Origin of the sequence: Microbacterium sp. BR1 (assembly GCF_002812725.1) — a bacterium.
GTDB lineage: Bacteria > Actinomycetota > Actinomycetes > Actinomycetales > Microbacteriaceae > Microbacterium.
The window spans coordinates 770,747-786,396 of record NZ_NMUN01000004.1 but is presented as its reverse complement, the minus strand read 5'-3'; the positions used below and the strand labels follow the sequence as shown (position 1 = coordinate 786,396).

Below are 15,650 nucleotides of genomic sequence, written 5' to 3'. Positions count from 1 at the left end.
TCAGAACAGGTTGTTCAGCGCGTCCAGGCGCACCTGCGCGAGCACGGCGATGATCGCGTAGCTGACGACGGCCATGACCGGCACCCAGCCCATCAGCGTGTCGGCGACGCGTCGGACCCCGGATGGCGCGGGCACGAGCCCCGACCGGAAGAGGTGGAGGGTCACGGCGTAGAACGTCGGGATCGTCACCAACCAGGTGACCATGCACCAGGGGCACAGGGTGCCGAGGACGAAGATGCTCTGGCTGATCAGCCAGATCACGAATGCGATCGCGAAGATCATTCCGGCCTCGAACAGCCACCAGAACCAGCGTGCGAACCGGGCGCGCGCGAGGATCGCCACGCCGACCACGATCGGGGCGACCCACGCGCCGAGCCCGATCAGCGGGTTGGGGAACCCGAACACCATGCCCTGCCAAGACTCGAGGTTGGCGCGACACTGCACCAGGATGCTGAAGTCGCAGGACAGCGATGCGTTGGGGTCGGCGAGGAGGTGAATGCGCTCGAGGGTGAGCTGGAAAGCCGCCCACCAGCCGATCACTCCCGCGATGATGAGCCAGACGGCGAGGGCTACGGGGCGGGTGTGCGTCTGGGAGGGCGTGGGCATGCCTCGGATTATGGCACCGGAAACTGCACGATCGGCGTGCGCGCGACCGGGGATAACGCGGTTCGCGGGGCGACTCGCGGGCAACGCATGCGGCGAGGGGCCCACATTCGGTCCCGGATGATGCGATAATGAGATCTAGATGCCTCGCCGGCCGCGCCGGACGGGTATCGACGAAGACTTCGGGCGATGATCGCCCTTCGCAGCACGAGCCACGGGCCTGCTGCAGACCGAGTGAGTTCGCGGCACCGCAGGTGCGGTGCTGCACGAGAGTTCGCCGGGTGACGCGCGGATGTCGCCCGCCAGGGAGTGCGCCAGCGATGGCTGATGACAACAATGACAATGACCGCAACGACCTTCAGGAAGCGTCACCGGCCGAACCGCCGTTGACGCCGACGGGGAACGTCCCGCAGAGCGAGGGTGCACCCTCCGTTGACGAGGGTGCCGCTTTCGAGACCGAGGGTGCCGCGTCTGCGGACGTGAGTTCCGCGGCCGACGAAGGCGCGCCCGGCCTCGAGCCGCCTTCGGCCGAGCCGGAGAGCCCCGTGAGCGAAGAGCCTGTGGCTCAAGACGCTGTAGGTCAAGACGCTGCAGCCGAGGAGGCTGCGGCCGAAGCGCCGGAGTCCGCGGCTCCTGAGCCCGAGGTCTCGGCGGCAGAGGCATCAGTGCCCGACGCTCCCGAGCCCGAGGTCTCGGCGAACGAGGCCCCCGCTGCCGACGCGTCGGTGCCTGAGGCATCCGAAGCTCCCGCGTCCGCAGCCACGCCTGAACCCGAGCCGCAGCCGGACGCCACGCCCGAGCCGGACGCCGAGCCGAAGATCCCGACCGCCGTAGCGCTGGGTCTGCTGCCCGAGGTGTTCGTGTCGCAGGTCTCGACACAGCTGATGTTCTATGCGCCCGAGATCGTGCCGCTTCCCGCGGCACCCGCATCGCGTGACGACCGGGACGAGCCCGAAGAGCGCAACGCACGCGAGTCTCAGGGCACGTCGCGTCGGCGCAACCGTCGCCGCGCGGGCGAAGAGTCGAGCGAACCGCAGGATCCTTCCACGGTCGTCCGGGTGCGCCAGCCCCGCGCCGTCGAGGTCATCACCGAACCGCAGCGCATCAAGGGATCCACGCGTCTCGAGGCGAAGAAGCAGCGTCGTCGCGACGGTCGTGAGGCCGGTCGACGTCGAGCCGTCGTCACCGAGGCAGAGTTCCTCGCCCGCCGCGAGGCCGTCGACCGCGACATGATCGTGCGGTCGAAGAACGGGCGCATCCAGATCGCCGTGCTCGAGGACAACGTCCTCGTCGAGCACTACGTGGCCCGCAATCAGGACGCATCGCTCATCGGCAACGTGTACCTCGGCCGCGTGCAGAACGTTCTGCCCAGCATGGAGGCGGCGTTCGTCGACATCGGTCGCGGGCGCAACGCCGTGCTGTACTCGGGCGAGGTCGACTGGGACGCCGTCGAGACGGGCAACCAGCCGCGCCGTATCGAGCTCGCGCTCAAGTCCGGCGACCGCGTTCTCGTCCAGGTCACGAAGGACCCGGTCGGACACAAGGGCGCCCGGCTGACGAGCCAGATCTCGCTGCCCGGCCGCTACCTCGTGTACGTTCCGGCGGGGTCGATGAACGGTATCTCGCGGAAGCTCCCCGACACCGAGCGGGCGCGCCTGAAGCGCATCCTCAAGGAAGTCCTGCCCGAGTCATCCGGTGTCATCGTCCGCACGGCGGCCGAGGGCGCGACGGAAGACCAGCTGACGCGCGACGTGCAGCGGCTCACGAGCCAGTGGGAGCACATCTCTTCGCAGCTCGAGACGGTCCAGGCCCCGGCCCTGCTGCACTCGGAACCCGACCTGCTGGTGAAGATCGTGCGGGATGTCTTCAACGAGGACTTCCGCAAGATGCTCATCCAGGGCGAAGAGGCGCAGCGCACGATCGAGGCGTACCTCGAGTCCGTCGCGCCCGACCTGCTCGAGCGCGTCGAGCCGTACGAGGGCGATCGCGACCCGTTCGACGAGTTCCGCGTGACGGAGCAGATCGAGAAGGCCCTCGACCGCAAGGTGTGGCTGCCCTCGGGTGGTTCGCTCGTGATCGACCGCACCGAGGCTATGACGGTCGTCGACGTCAACACCGGCAAGTTCGTCGGCTCGGGCGGAAACCTCGAAGAGACCGTCACGAAGAACAACCTCGAGGCGGCCGAAGAGATCGTCCGCCAGCTGCGCCTGCGCGACATCGGCGGCATCATCGTGGTCGACTTCATCGACATGGTGCTGGAGTCGAACCGTGACCTCGTGCTGCGTCGCCTGGTCGAGTGCCTCAGCCGTGACCGCACGAAGCACCAGGTCGCCGAGGTCACGTCGCTCGGCCTCGTGCAGATGACCCGCAAGAAGCTGGGCCTCGGGCTGCTCGAGACGTTCAGCGAGAACTGCGAGGTCTGCGCGGGGCGCGGAGTGATCGTGCATCACGACCCCGTCGTCAAGCACCGTTCGTCATCGTCGGCGCCGTCGGGCAGCGGCGGCGGCTCCAACCGTCGCCCCCGCGGCGGCAACAACGGATCGAACGGCGGCAGCACGGGCAACGGCGGCAACGGTGGCACCCACGTGATCACCGAGGGCGTCAAGTCGGCCCTCGCGCAGATCGCCGCCTCGACGCTCGGCGCGGCATCCGATGCCGAAGCGACGGATGCCCCGGCCGCGGTCGCCGTGCAGACCATCGAATCCCTCGAGATCGTTCTGCCGGAGGGCCCCGTGGCCCCGGCCGCCGAGGGCGAGCGGACGAAGAAGCGTCGCAAGCGTCCCGACCAGCGGGGCGAGCGCCGGGACGACCGGGGCGAGCAGCGTCCCGAACAGCGTTCGGCCGCACCGAAGTCCGAGAAGGACCAGCTGCTCGACTCGGTACTGCAGGCTCTGCCCGAGCCGAAGGCTCCGGGACAGGGACGTCAGCGTCGTCGCGTCTCGACCGGGATCGTGACGGGTACGCCCGTCACCATGCCGAGCGCGGACGAGTAGGCCCTCCGACGCTCGCGCTCGCTCGATTCCCACTGGGTCGTCGAGCGAGCGCGGCGAGTCCAAACGCCGGGTGCGTCAGCTCAGCGCTCGCGGCGTTCGCGCGCGGTGACGCGCAGCCCCGAGTCGCGCAGCGCGTACACGAGCTCGCGCGCGGTGACGTGCCGCGCTCCCGCCGCGATCAGACGCTCGATGGACTCGGCGGGCACGTCGTAGTGGTCGAGATCGAATCCGCGGCGCGGGATGTCGTGGGCTGCGGCGAAGGCGTGCAGCTCGTCCAGGTTGTCGTCGCTGATGAGGTGCCCCCAGAGTCTGCCGTGGGCCGGCCACCGCGCCGTGTCGATCAGGATGGCCATCCGCAGATCCTAACTCCGCGCCGCGAGGTCGCGGCTGGCCGCGCAGAGTCCGCCCGTCGGCCCGAGTCCGCCGGTTGCGTACGGGACACAGGCGGCGGGCCCGGCGACACAGGGCGGTGTCGGCGAGGTGCGAGGCCGCGGGGCTCGCGGGGCGGGACCGCGTCCCGACGCGCGGGGCGGATGCTTTTGCCGCATCCGGTTCCGTCGGGTAGACTCGACCCTTGGTGCGTCACGTGCTGCCGCTCTGCGTGCGGCGCGACGAGAGCGAAGCTTCCGCACCGCACCACGGGTAGTTCGGAATCTCACGGGATGCCGCGCCCCGTGGAGCAGAGTCTTCCGTGAGATTAGGAACCACAAGGTTCCCCAGAGAAACAGGTGTGAAGTGGTTTACGCAGTAGTGCGCGCCGGTGGCCGCCAGGAGAAGGTCGAGGTCGGCACGATCGTCGTCCTCGATCGTCAGAAGGCCAAGCTCGGCGACAAGATCGAGCTGCCCGCGGTGCTCCTGGTCGACGGAGACAACGTCACCACCGACGCCGACAAGCTGGCTCAGGTGACCGTCACCGCCGAGGTTCTCGGCGAGCTGCGCGGCCCCAAGATCATCATCCAGAAGTTCAAGAACAAGACCGGTTACAAGAAGCGCCAGGGGCACCGTCAGGACCTCACGCGCGTCAAGGTAACCGGCATCAAGTAAGCGCGGGAGATTCGAGATGGCACACAAAAAGGGCGCAAGCTCCACCCGTAACGGTCGCGACTCCAACTCCCAGCGGTTGGGCGTCAAGCGCTTCGGCGGCCAGGTCGTCAGCGCCGGCGAGATCATCGTCCGCCAGCGCGGAACGCACTTCCACCCGGGTGCCGGTGTGGGTCGCGGTGGCGACGACACGCTGTTCGCGCTGCAGGCCGGTTCGGTCGAGTTCGGCAAGAAGGGCGGCCGCAAGGTCGTCAACATCGTCATGGCCGCGGAGTAGTCGCACGACTACCGCAGTTTAGTTTTCGGTCAGGGGGCGGGCTTCGGCTCGCCCCTTGATCATTCCCGGAAGGAGTTCACGATGGTCTCATTCGTTGACCGGGTGACGCTCCATCTGCGCGCCGGAAAGGGCGGCAACGGCTGCGTCTCGGTCCGTCGCGAGAAGTTCAAGCCGCTTGCGGGACCGGATGGCGCGAGTGGCGGCAACGGCGGTGACATCGTTCTCGTCGCCGATCCGCAGGTCACGACCCTGTTGTCGTACCACCACTCACCGCACCGCACGTCGAACAACGGTGCCTTCGGCGCCGGTGACCTGCGCCAGGGCGCGGCCGGCGAAGACGTCGAGCTGCCCGTTCCCGTCGGCACCGTGGTGAAGGATGCCTCGGGCGAGACGCTCATCGACATGGTCGAGCCGGGTATGCGATTCGTCGTCGCACCGGGGGGGATCGGGGGCCTCGGAAACGCGGCCCTTGCCTCGCCGAAGCGCAAGGCGCCCGGTTTCGCGCTGCTCGGCACGCCCGGGTGGGAGGGCGATGTCCTCCTCGAACTCAAGGTCGTCGCCGACGTCGCGCTGGTCGGATTCCCGTCCGCCGGCAAGTCCAGCCTGATCGCCGCGATCTCGGCCGCGCGCCCGAAGATCGCCGACTACCCCTTCACGACGCTCCACCCGAACCTCGGTGTCGTCCAGGCCGGTGACGTGCGGTTCACCGTCGCCGATGTGCCCGGACTGATCGAGGGCGCGAGTGAGGGCCGCGGCCTGGGGCTTCAGTTCCTCCGCCACGTCGAGCGCTGCACCGCGCTCGTGCACGTGCTCGACTGCGCCACGCTCGAGCCCGGACGCGACCCGCTGTCCGACCTCGACGTGATCCTCGCCGAGCTCGCCGCGTATCCCGTACCCGAGGACCAGCTGCCGCTTCTCGAGCGTCCGCAGCTGATCGCCCTGAACAAGATCGACGTGCCCGAGGGTCGCGAGCTCGCCGCGTTCGTGCGGCCCGAGCTCGAGTCGCGGGGCTATCGCGTGTTCGAGATCTCGACGGTCGCCCACGAGGGCCTGCGCGAGCTGACGTTCGCGCTGGGCGAGGTCGTCGCCGAGCACCGTGCAGAACTGGCCGCCAAGCCCGCCCCCGAGCGCATCGTGCTGCGTCCCCGCGGCGACAAGGAGAAGGACTACACGATCCGTGTCGAAGGCGGTACGTACGGCAACATCTACCGCGTGCTGGGCGACAAGCCGGTCCGCTGGGTGCAGCAGACCGACTTCCAGAACGAAGAGGCCGTGGGTTACCTGGCGGATCGCCTCGCCAAGCTGGGCGTCGAGGACGGTCTGGTCCGTGCCGGTGCCGAGCCGGGCTCGACCGTCGTCATCGGCGAGGGCGACGGCGTCGTCTTCGACTGGCAGCCGACGCTCAGTTCCGCCGCCGAACTCATGACCGCGCCGCGTGGCATGGACCCGCGCCTCGACATGAACACCCGCCGGACCACGTCCCAGCGGCGCGAGCGTTATCACGACCAGATGGATGCCAAGGCGGAAGCCCGCGCCGAGTTCGAGGTCCAGCGGCTGGCCGCGGCGGAACGTCGCGAGGTCGAGGGGGACGAGTGACCGCCCTGCACCGCGCCGATATCGCGACAGCGAAGCGCATCGTCGTCAAGGTCGGCTCATCGTCGATCAGCGGTGACCAGGCCGCAACCATCGACGCCATCGTCGCCGCCCTCGCCGAGGTACACACCCGGGGCACGGAGGTCGTGCTGGTTTCGTCCGGTGCCATCGCGACCGCGCTGCCCCTGCTGAGCCTCGAGGGCCGGCCCACGGATCTCGCGACGCAGCAGGCCGCGGCGGCGGTGGGGCAGAACGTGTTGATGTGGCGGTATCAGACGAGCCTCGACCGCTACGGCGTGCTCGCCGGACAGGTTCTGCTGACCGCCGGCGACCTCGAGAACTCCACGCCCCGCTCCAACGCGCGCCGGGCGATGGAGCGGCTGCTGGGCCTGCGCATCCTGCCGATCGTCAACGAGAACGACACCGTCGCGACCCACGAGATCCGCTTCGGCGACAACGACCGTCTCGCGGCACTCGTCGCCGAGCTGATCGGTGCCGATGCGCTCGTTCTGCTGAGCGACATCGAGAACCTGTACACCCGGCCCCCGGGCCAGCCCGGCGCACGGGCTATCGAGCGCGTGACCTTCGGGGATGACCTGAGCGGGTACGAGTTCGGCTCCGTGGTCGTCAACAGCGTCGGCACCGGGGGAGCGGCGACCAAGGTCTCGGCGGCCCGCCTCGCGACCGCTGCCGGTGTCGGGGTGCTCGTCACGAGTGCTGCGCGTGTCGCCGATGCGCTGAGCGGTGCCCCGATCGGCACCTGGTTCGAGCCGGACCCGCGCGCGACCCCCGTCACGCCGACCGGCCCCGTGCGCACCGCGCCCACGAGCGCGACGCTGCCCGCGAGCACCGATGCTCCCGCCGGTAGCGCCGAGCCCGTCGATACACTGGGCTGATGACCAGCACCGCCTCCCGCGCAACGCCGAGCAACCCCGCGGTGGGAGAGTCTCCCGATGCCTGGGGTGCCACGACCGCGCGCGACCGGATGCGTCTGGCGAAGTCGGCCTCCCGCAGCGTCGGGCTCCTCGGCGACGGCGACAAGGCCGGAATGCTGCGGGCCATCGCGCACGCCATCGACGCGGCATCCGATCGGATCATCGCGGCCAACGACGAAGACCTGGCGCGCGGACGTGCGACCGGTCTGTCGGAGTCGCTGCAGGATCGCCTGCGACTGGATGCTGCGCGCGTCGCCGCCCTCGCCGATGCCGTGCGCGCGGTGGCCGAGCTGCCGGACCCCGTCGGTCGCCTGCTCGACGAGCGCGTCCTGCCGAACGGCGTCGTTCTGCAGAAGGTCAGTGTGCCGTTCGGCGTGGTCGGGTCGATCTACGAGGCGCGCCCCAACGTGACCGTCGACATCGCGGCCCTGGCGCTGCGGTCGGGAAACGCCGTCGTGCTCCGCGGCGGGTCGGCGGCCGAGAAGTCCAACGCCGCGCTCGTCGAGATCATGCGGACGGCCCTGGCCGACCGAGGAATCGACGCCGAGGCGATCCAGACCGTCGACGATTTCGGTCGCGAGGGTGCGCGTGAGCTGATGCAGGCACGTGGGCTCGTGGACGTGCTCGTACCCCGGGGCAGTGCGCAGCTGATCGAGACCGTGGTGACCGAGTCATCCGTCCCCGTCATCGAGACGGGCGCGGGCGTCGTGCACATCGTGCTCGACGAATCGGCCCCGCTCGAGTGGGCGCGCGACATCGTGGTGAACGCCAAGGTGCAGCGCCCGAGCGTCTGCAACGCTGTCGAGACGGTCCTGGTCGTCGGGAGCGCCGCCGAGCGCGTGCTGCCGACGGTCGCCGCCGCGCTGCAGCAGCAGGGCGTGACGCTGCACGGCGACGAGCGGACCGCCGCTCTCGTGTCGGATGTCGTTCCCGCGACCGACGAGGACTGGTCGACCGAGTACGGCACCCTCGACGTCTCGATCCGCGTCGTCGACGACCTGAACGAAGCGCTCGCGCACATTCGCGCGTACTCCACGGGACACACGGAATCGATCATCACGGACGACGACGCCAACGCCGAACGATTCCTCGCCGAAGTCGACGCGGCCGTCGTCATGGCCAACGCATCCACGCGATTCACCGACGGCGGCGAGTTCGGGTTCGGCGCCGAGGTCGGCATCTCGACCCAGAAGCTGCATGCACGTGGACCCATGGGCCTGCCCGAGCTGACGAGCACGAAGTGGCTCGCGCGCGGCGCCGGGCAGACCCGCCGATAGTTCTCTAGACTGGGTCTCCACGCCCATACCCGAACGGAGCACGAGAATGACGCTTGTCACGACGATCCTGGCCGCGGCCGAAGAGGGTCACCACGGCAACGTCGCGCTGGAGACGGTGATCTTCTTCGTCATCGCGCTGGCGGTCTTCGCGGCTCTCGCTCTTGTGGTCTTCTCGTACCGCGACGTGGCCAACCGTCACGCGGGCAAGGCGCAGGCCTACGCCCAGAGCCACGGTGCGGCGGTCGAGCACGGGGCGGTCGAGCACGGGACGGCGAGCGGCCACTAGGTCGGGCATGACGACAGACGCAGGGGAGCGGCCCCGAATCGGGGTGATGGGCGGCACGTTCGATCCCATCCATCACGGTCACCTGGTCGCCGCCAGCGAGGTCGCCAGCCATCTGGGTCTCGACGAAGTCGTCTTCGTCCCCACGGGTACGCCCTGGCAGAAGCAGAGGGTCAGCGATAGCGAGCATCGCTACCTGATGACCGTCATCGCGACCGCATCCAACCCGGGATTCACCGTCAGTCGCGTGGATATCGACCGTGCCGGTCCGACGTACACGATCGACACGCTGCGTGATCTGCGGACGCAGCGGCCCGACGCCGATCTTTTTTTCATCACCGGCGCGGACGCGGTAGCGCAGATTCTCAGTTGGAGGGACCATGATGAGCTGTGGAACCTCGCGCACTTCGTCGCCGTGAGTCGCCCCGGACACGTCCTGGACACCGGGGGACTTCCGAGTGAGGTGGTGAGCCAACTCGAGATTCCGGCGCTCGCGATTTCGTCGACGGACTGTCGCGAGCGGGTGCATCGGGGCGACCCGGTGTGGTATCTCGTTCCTGACGGGGTCGTCCAGTACATCAGCAAGCATCATCTCTATCGGAGCAACGCATGAGCACACCCGAGCAGCCGCTGACGCGGAAGAAGCTCCGCGAACTGCACGCCACCGGATCCGTGCCCGTTCAGGGCGAGACGGCCTCCGCAGACGACGAGATCGACGAAGACACGTATGTCGCGGCCACCCCGGCGCCTTCGGCCCCGCTCGCGCGTCCCGCCACCCCCGCTTTCACCCCTCCGGCGCCCATGCCGGACGCGCACGTCGATCTGGGCGTCTCGCCCCTGACCCGCCGTCAGGCGCGCGAGCAAGAACGCATCCGCACCGCTTCGGTGCCGGTCATCACCCCCGACGTCGTCGCCGCTCAGATGCCCGTCTCGGCTCTGGGCGAGCCGACCGCTCCGCGTTACGCGCCGTCCGCGGCGCCCGCGGTTGCCGAATCGGAGGCTTCTGCGACCAAGGCTGCCGAGTCCGAGGTCGAGGGGAAGAAGTCCGGTCGTAAGAAGGCTGACGCCAAGAAGGCGGATGCCGCGAAAGCGGATGCTCAGAAAGACGAGCTCGCCGAGGCATCCGGATCTGTCCGCGACGATGCGTCGAGCGAGAACGCGCGCGGCATCGACGCGGCCCCCGTCGTGACGGTCGACCCGCAGTTCGGCGCCCACCTGTTGAAGGACGACGAGGTTTCGACGAAGCTGCCGGCATCGTTCGACGAGCTCATCGTGCGCAACGCGTCCTCCACGGGCGCGATCGGTGCGTCGAGCGCGCTGATCCTGTCGCAGACGCCGAACATGCCGCCGCTTTCGGGCCCGGTCAACGCGACGGGTGAGGTGCTCATCACGGGCACGTTCCACCTGCCCGACGGCCTCGGATCCGCCGGGGGCGACCCCCGTTCCACCGACGGCAAGGACGTCGACGCCGTGCTGGTCGACGGGGAGCTTCCCGCTTCGTCGTCCCCGACGCCGATCGCCGCCAGTGCCGCGATCAGCACCGTGCGCGGCACGGGCGAGATCATCCGTCCCCCCGCGCCGGAAAAGGGCGGTCGACTCCTTTTCTCCCTGGCGATCACGGCGGGCGTTCTGGCGCTCGCACTCGTGGGCGTCCTCATCCTCGCTTTTGTGAATGGTGCTCTCTGATGACTGCAACCGACCGGGCACGTGAACTCGTGCAGATCGCGTCGGCCGTCGCCGACGCCAAGGGTGGCGAGGATCTGGTAGCCCTGGACGTCTCGGGCCCGCTTCCGCTCGTCGACGCTTTTTTGATCGTCACCGGGCGCAACGAGCGCAACGTGGGTGCGATCGCCGACGCGATCGAAGACCGCATGCACGAGGCCGGCGTCAAGCGCCTGCGTCGGGAGGGTCGCCAGGAGGGGCGCTGGGTGCTGCTGGACTTCGGTGACCTCGTCGTCCATGTCTTCCACGAGCAGGAGCGCGTGTATTACGGGCTCGAGCGCCTGTGGAAGGACTGCCCGGTCATCCCGATCGAGCTTCCGGCCCCGGCCGCCGCGGGCGCCGAGACGGGCGTCTGAACGGCGCTTCGCCGTGACATCCGTCTCGATTCGAGTGGGCGCTCCGGATGTAGTAATCTAGCGGGGTTGCCCTCGCTCGTTCGGGGCGATGTTTGGGCCTGTGGCGCAGCTGGTAGCGCACCTGCATGGCATGCAGGGGGTCAGGGGTTCGAGTCCCCTCAGGTCCACCGAAAGAACCCTCGATACGTCGGGGGTTCTTGCTTGTTAGCACGTCGGCGCGGGGCGGACCGCCTGGGCGAGCCGTCTCGGGCGCCACGATCGGGTCGTCCAGTATGCGCCTGCTTGCGTCACGCATCCGACGGGGGTTACTATCGCGGCTCACGCGTGCCCGCGTGCGGTAGTTTTCCAGGCCTCGGTCGCAACCCACCGACGGTTGCGGCTTCCCGTCTCACAGAGGGGCTGTGCACGCGCTCATGGCACCGTTCACCCACTTCCACCCGCAGGGAACCCATCCGTCCGCAGCGACCGTGCTGGCGCAGAGGCAGGCGCGCATGGCCCTGCCGTTCAGCGATGAGCGCGATTTCGAGGAGGCGACGCGTGGCTTCATCGCGAAACCCGAGGCCACGCGCATCATGGCCGAGGCGGGCAACGTCGCGTGGGATTTCGGCGCATATTCTTTTCTGACCGAGTCCGAAGAGTTCGACAGCATCCATCCTTCGCTGCAGCGACAGGCCGTGCTCAACGCGAATTACGGGCTGTTCGAGGTCGTGCCCGATCGGATCTGGCAGGTGCGCGGATTCGATCTCGCCAATATCAGCTTCGTCCGCGGAGACACGGGCTGGATCGTGATCGACCCCTTGACGACGAAGGAGACTGCCGCGGCCGCCTTGGCGCTCGTCACCGAGCACTTGGGCGAACGCCCCGTCGTCGCTGTGATCTTCTCGCACTCGCACGGCGATCACTTCGGGGGAGTGCGGGGAGTGGTCGACGAAGAAGACGTCGCGAGCGGCGCCGCTCAGGTGATCGCACCAGCGGGCTTCCTCGAACACGCCGTCGCCGAGAACGTATACGCCGGCAACGCCATGTCACGGCGACTGTTCTACCAGTACGGCGCGCTGTTGGCCGCGAGTCCATTCGGGCATGTCGACCAGGCCATCGGAAAGAGGATCGCCGCCGGGTCGATCGGGCTCATCGCACCGACCGTCTCGATCGTCGACGACTTCGAGGAGCTCGTCGTCGACGGCGTGCGGATGGTCTTCCAGAACACCCCCGGCACGGAGGCTCCGGCCGAGATGAACACCTGGTTCCCGGACTTCAAGGCATTCTGGGCGGCCGAGAACATCACGGCGACGATCCACAACATCTACACGCTGCGCGGTGCGCTCGTGCGCGATGCCCTCGAGTGGTCCCGGCAGATCAACGCCGCGCTCTACCGGTTCGGAACAGAGGCAGAGGTGATGTTCGCCTCCCACAGCTGGCCACGGTGGGGCAACGATCGGATCCAGGAAGTCATGCGCGCGCAACGAGACACGTACGCGCACCTGAACAACGCTGTGCTCCATTACGCAAACCAGGGCGTCACCGTCAACGAGATCCACAACGTCTACCGGGTTCCCGATTCTCTCCAGCAGCAGTGGGCCGCCCGCAGCTATCACGGGTCGGTGCAGCACAATGCCCGTGCCGTCGTGAACCGCTACCTCGGCTATTGGGATGCGAACCCGACGACGCTCATCCCCCTCTCGCCGAAGGACTCCGCCCCGCTCTACGTCGAGCTCATGGGAGGCGCGTCGCCGATCCTCGAGAAGGGTCGGCAGCTGATCGCCTCTGGCGACTACCTGCTGGCTACGGAGATCCTGAACAAGCTCGTCTATGCCCACCCGGACAACGACGATGCACGCATGCTGTTGGCCGAGGCCTTCGAGCAGATCGGGTACCAGCAGGAAAGCCCCAGCGTCCGGAACAGCTTCCTCGCGGGCGCGCTCGAACTGCGCTCGGGGCTTCCGGCGGGTGTCACGCCGACGGCGACGGGACCGGACCTGGTCAGGGCGCTCACCACCGTTCAGTTCCTCGATTTCCTCGCGATCCGTCTCGACCCGACGAAGGCCGAGACGCTCTCATTCGTTGCGAATCTGATCACACCCGACACCGATCAGCACTTCGTCGTGGAACTGTCGAACGGCGCTCTCACGACGTTGGAGGGCGGACGGGCGGAGAATCCAGACCTCACGATCACGATCGACCGTGCCGACCTCGAACTCGCGATGACGGGGGAGACGACCCTCGGAGCGCTGCTGGCAGGTCGGCATGCGCGCGTCGACGGTGACATCGACATCCTGAAGCGGCTGAGTGAGCTTCTCGTCGAGTTCCCGCTGGGGTTCGAGATTCTGCCGGGAACAGTCGGGGCCGTGCCGGTTCCGGGGCGCTGAGAACGGAAGACGTCGCGGACTCGAGCGATGTCGTGTCGCTCATCCGTCCGGCTGTGGCGATCGTCGCTTCGGGCGGGGCCGTTCGCGCTAGCGTCGGGCTGTGACGATCCTCTCGAACGACGCCGTGACCCAGTTCGCCGTGCTCGACGCGCTGTTGGCGGGGGCATACGAGACGGGGATGCCGGTGGCCGATGCGCTCCGCGCCGGCGACGTCGGGATCGGATGCTGCGACCGCCTCGGCGGCGAGGTGGTGATCGTCGACGGGCGGGCGTACGAGTGCACCGTCGACGGCCCGCCGACGCAGATGGCCGAGTCGGACATCCTGCCGTTCGTCGACGTCGCGCCATTCTCGGACGCGCCGTCATCGGCGGTCGAGAACCTCGATCTGGCGGCGTTGAGCTCGTGCGTAGAAGGGCTCCTGCTGAGTCGGAACCTTTTCCATGCCGTGCGGGTGGACGGGGTGATGGCCGCGGTGCGCGTGCGGGTGACACCGCGGCAGCACCATCCGTTACCGCCTCTGACCGCGGTCACCCGCGAGCAGGTCGAGACGGTGCTGACCGATCGGGCCGGAACGCTGATCGGATTCTGGGCACCACGGATCTACCAGGGCATCGCCGTCGCGGGACTGCACCTGCACTTCTTGGCCGCCGACCGACTCGCGGGCGGGCACGTGCTGGATGTCACGATCGGCTCCGGTGACCTGCGGATGCGCGCCTTCGCGCGGCTCGACCTGCACCTGCCGGTGGACGACCTGTTCTTGCGCACCGAGCTGACCCACGACGCCGACCACCGGATCGTGGCGATCGAGGGTGGCGCCGGCGGCTGAGGCCGGGCCGCGCCGCGCCGCGCCGCGAACGGACGCGACATGCCGTTCCCTGGGCGTGTGGAACGGCGAGTCGCGCCCGTTCGGCGCGTCGTCTCGCCGCGGTCGCTCAACGCCCGTGTGGTGCGTTTCGCGTCAGACGGCGACGGTGCGGTCGAGCGGCGCGAGTGCCAGGATGCCCGAACGCGCCAACTCGATGGCTGCCGAGACCGCGCCGGTCGACACGATGTCACCGCCCAGCTGCGAAGCGACCAACTCGGGCGGCGGAATGTGCAGGGCGTCGGACAGGCGGGCACGTGCGGCGACGAGCACGTCCGCGACTCCGGCAGAAACGGCGCCCGAGATCACGATCATCCGTGGGTCGAGAAGGCTCGCGAAGACGCCGGTGACCTGCGCGAGCATCTGGCCGACGCGGTCCACGATCGCCAGGGCGAATGCGTCGCCTTCCGCGGCGAGTTCGAACACGAGACGCCCGGAGATGTCGTCGACGGGTACCGCCGCCAACGGATGCTGCGGCGGCAGTTCGCCCGCGGCGATGGCCTCGCGAGCCCACTGTGCGGCGCGATAGCCGAGGCCCCATGCGCCACCCACACCCGAGACCTGATCGAACGCGATCATCTCGCCCACGCCGCCGTGCGCGCCCCGTAAGAGCCGCCCGTCCACGACGACTCCGGCGCCGAGCCGCTCGCCGGCGAGAAGCGTCACGTAGTCGCGGCACCCGCGGGCCACTCCGATGCTGCCCTCGGCCACCGCGGCGAGAGAGGCGTCGTTCTCGACGCGAACGAGCGGTACCCAGGCGCCGAACATGTCTTTCAGGTCCGGGTTCATGCGTTGCCAGAAACCCTCGTGATGTGTGGGGGAGATGCCCTCGGCGTCCACGGGCGCCGGCACTCCGGCGCACAGCGCGATCACATCGGAACGATCGCGACCGGCGACCGCGAGCGCGGCGTCGACAGCCCTGGCCATGATGGCGCGGCGCCCGGCGACCGAGTCATCGTCCAGGGTGAGGTGCTCACGGGCCAGGACCTCGCCGCTCAGGTCGGAGACGGTGGTCGTCGCGTGGGCGCGTCCTGCGTCGAGGCCGACGACGATCCCGGCGTCGGCACAGAACTCGAAGCGGCGCGCGGGGCGACCCTTGCTGTAGTCGCCGACTTCGCGGGCGTTCGGCAACTCTCGAATGAGGCCGCGTTCGACGAGCTCATCGAGCGCGTCGATGGTCGTCGAACGGGTGAGCCCGACCGCCGGCATCGCCTCGCCCGCGGTGAAGATCCCCGCGTCCCAGGCGTAGTCGAGCAGCGCGTCGAGGCTCGCGCGGCGAGGCGCGGAGATTCGCTCAGGCGGGTGAGGCAAGGGTCTTGACCTTTCGGGTGCTTCCCTGCAT

15 protein-coding genes and 1 tRNA gene are annotated in these 15,650 nt (G+C 68.7%); 13 read left to right on the top strand and 3 right to left on the bottom strand.

The window, feature by feature from the left end:
• The gene (locus tag CGU35_RS07945) at positions 1-606 is read right to left on the bottom strand and encodes a vitamin K epoxide reductase family protein (protein ID WP_100810966.1); all 606 of its coding nucleotides are present in this window, start codon (positions 604-606) and stop codon (positions 1-3) included.
• A gap of 317 nt (positions 607-923) precedes the next feature.
• Here CGU35_RS07945 and CGU35_RS07940 point away from each other — a divergent pair, with 317 nt between their 5' ends.
• Positions 924-3,596, top strand: a complete 2,673-nt coding sequence (locus tag CGU35_RS07940) for an Rne/Rng family ribonuclease (protein ID WP_181003351.1) — start codon at positions 924-926, stop codon at positions 3,594-3,596.
• Between the two features lie 80 nt (positions 3,597-3,676).
• On the opposite strand, the gene CGU35_RS07935 is transcribed toward CGU35_RS07940, so the two are convergent.
• Positions 3,677-3,949 (bottom strand): DUF4031 domain-containing protein, encoded by a 273-nt coding sequence (locus tag CGU35_RS07935; protein ID WP_100810965.1) that lies wholly within the window; start codon positions 3,947-3,949, stop codon positions 3,677-3,679.
• Positions 3,950-4,331: 382 nt separating this feature from the next.
• On the opposite strand from CGU35_RS07935, the gene rplU reads away from it, so the two are divergent.
• The 12 genes from rplU (at position 4,332) to budA (ending at position 14,272) form a co-directional block, all read left to right on the top strand.
• Complete coding sequence (gene rplU, locus CGU35_RS07930; RefSeq protein ID WP_198517648.1) at positions 4,332-4,640, top strand: 50S ribosomal protein L21; 309 nt, start codon at positions 4,332-4,334, stop codon at positions 4,638-4,640.
• Between the two features lie 16 nt (positions 4,641-4,656).
• Entirely contained in the window at positions 4,657-4,914 is a 258-nt protein-coding gene (gene rpmA, locus CGU35_RS07925; protein ID WP_100810964.1) for a 50S ribosomal protein L27, read from the top strand.
• Between the two features lie 81 nt (positions 4,915-4,995).
• Entirely contained in the window at positions 4,996-6,510 is a 1,515-nt protein-coding gene (gene obgE, locus CGU35_RS07920; RefSeq protein WP_100810963.1) for a GTPase ObgE, read from the top strand.
• Complete coding sequence (proB, locus tag CGU35_RS07915) at positions 6,507-7,403, top strand: glutamate 5-kinase (protein ID WP_100810962.1); 897 nt, start codon at positions 6,507-6,509, stop codon at positions 7,401-7,403. Before obgE ends, proB begins: the two co-directional genes overlap by 4 nt.
• A complete protein-coding gene (locus CGU35_RS07910; protein WP_100810961.1) occupies positions 7,403-8,719 on the top strand; it encodes a glutamate-5-semialdehyde dehydrogenase in 1,317 nt (438 codons plus the stop codon). Before proB ends, CGU35_RS07910 begins: the two co-directional genes overlap by 1 nt.
• Before the next feature lie 46 nt (positions 8,720-8,765).
• The gene (locus CGU35_RS07905; protein ID WP_100810960.1) at positions 8,766-9,005 is read left to right on the top strand and encodes a hypothetical protein; all 240 of its coding nucleotides are present in this window, start codon (positions 8,766-8,768) and stop codon (positions 9,003-9,005) included.
• 7 nt (positions 9,006-9,012) lie between these two features.
• A complete protein-coding gene (gene nadD, locus CGU35_RS07900; RefSeq protein WP_100810959.1) occupies positions 9,013-9,615 on the top strand; it encodes a nicotinate-nucleotide adenylyltransferase in 603 nt (200 codons plus the stop codon).
• Entirely contained in the window at positions 9,612-10,688 is a 1,077-nt protein-coding gene (locus CGU35_RS07895; RefSeq protein WP_100810958.1) for a hypothetical protein, read from the top strand. Before nadD ends, CGU35_RS07895 begins: the two co-directional genes overlap by 4 nt.
• On the top strand, positions 10,688-11,080 hold the full coding sequence (gene rsfS, locus CGU35_RS07890) for a ribosome silencing factor (protein WP_100810957.1): 393 nt from the start codon (positions 10,688-10,690) through the stop codon (positions 11,078-11,080). The genes CGU35_RS07895 and rsfS overlap by 1 nt, the downstream gene beginning before the upstream one ends.
• Positions 11,081-11,174: 94 nt before the next feature.
• Positions 11,175-11,247 (top strand) — tRNA-Ala (locus tag CGU35_RS07885).
• A gap of 246 nt (positions 11,248-11,493) precedes the next feature.
• Entirely contained in the window at positions 11,494-13,446 is a 1,953-nt protein-coding gene (locus CGU35_RS07880; protein ID WP_100811360.1) for an alkyl/aryl-sulfatase, read from the top strand.
• A gap of 100 nt (positions 13,447-13,546) precedes the next feature.
• The gene (budA, locus tag CGU35_RS07875) at positions 13,547-14,272 is read left to right on the top strand and encodes an acetolactate decarboxylase (RefSeq protein ID WP_100810956.1); all 726 of its coding nucleotides are present in this window, start codon (positions 13,547-13,549) and stop codon (positions 14,270-14,272) included.
• Between the two features lie 132 nt (positions 14,273-14,404).
• Here the strand turns inward: budA and CGU35_RS07870 are convergent, their stop codons facing one another.
• Positions 14,405-15,619 carry an ROK family protein gene (locus CGU35_RS07870; protein ID WP_232711187.1) on the bottom strand — a complete coding sequence of 405 codons (1,215 nt, stop codon included), beginning with the start codon at positions 15,617-15,619 and terminating at the stop codon, positions 14,405-14,407.
• Positions 15,620-15,650: the final 31 nt, after the last annotated feature.

Excerpts from the sequence above, each read along its gene's own strand:
- CGU35_RS07945 (WP_100810966.1), bottom strand. The coding sequence starts at position 606 with ATGCCCACGCCCTCCCAGACGCACACCCGCCCCGTAGCCCTCGCCGTC.
- CGU35_RS07940 (WP_181003351.1), top strand. The coding sequence starts at position 924 with ATGGCTGATGACAACAATGACAATGACCGCAACGACCTTCAGGAAGCG.
- CGU35_RS07935 (WP_100810965.1), bottom strand. The coding sequence starts at position 3,949 with ATGGCCATCCTGATCGACACGGCGCGGTGGCCGGCCCACGGCAGACTC.
- rpmA (WP_100810964.1), top strand. The coding sequence starts at position 4,657 with ATGGCACACAAAAAGGGCGCAAGCTCCACCCGTAACGGTCGCGACTCC.
- obgE (WP_100810963.1), top strand. The coding sequence starts at position 4,996 with ATGGTCTCATTCGTTGACCGGGTGACGCTCCATCTGCGCGCCGGAAAG.
- CGU35_RS07910 (WP_100810961.1), top strand. The coding sequence starts at position 7,403 with ATGACCAGCACCGCCTCCCGCGCAACGCCGAGCAACCCCGCGGTGGGA.
- CGU35_RS07905 (WP_100810960.1), top strand. The coding sequence starts at position 8,766 with ATGACGCTTGTCACGACGATCCTGGCCGCGGCCGAAGAGGGTCACCAC.
- nadD (WP_100810959.1), top strand. The coding sequence starts at position 9,013 with ATGACGACAGACGCAGGGGAGCGGCCCCGAATCGGGGTGATGGGCGGC.
- CGU35_RS07895 (WP_100810958.1), top strand. The coding sequence starts at position 9,612 with ATGAGCACACCCGAGCAGCCGCTGACGCGGAAGAAGCTCCGCGAACTG.
- rsfS (WP_100810957.1), top strand. The coding sequence starts at position 10,688 with ATGACTGCAACCGACCGGGCACGTGAACTCGTGCAGATCGCGTCGGCC.
- CGU35_RS07880 (WP_100811360.1), top strand. The coding sequence starts at position 11,494 with ATGGCACCGTTCACCCACTTCCACCCGCAGGGAACCCATCCGTCCGCA.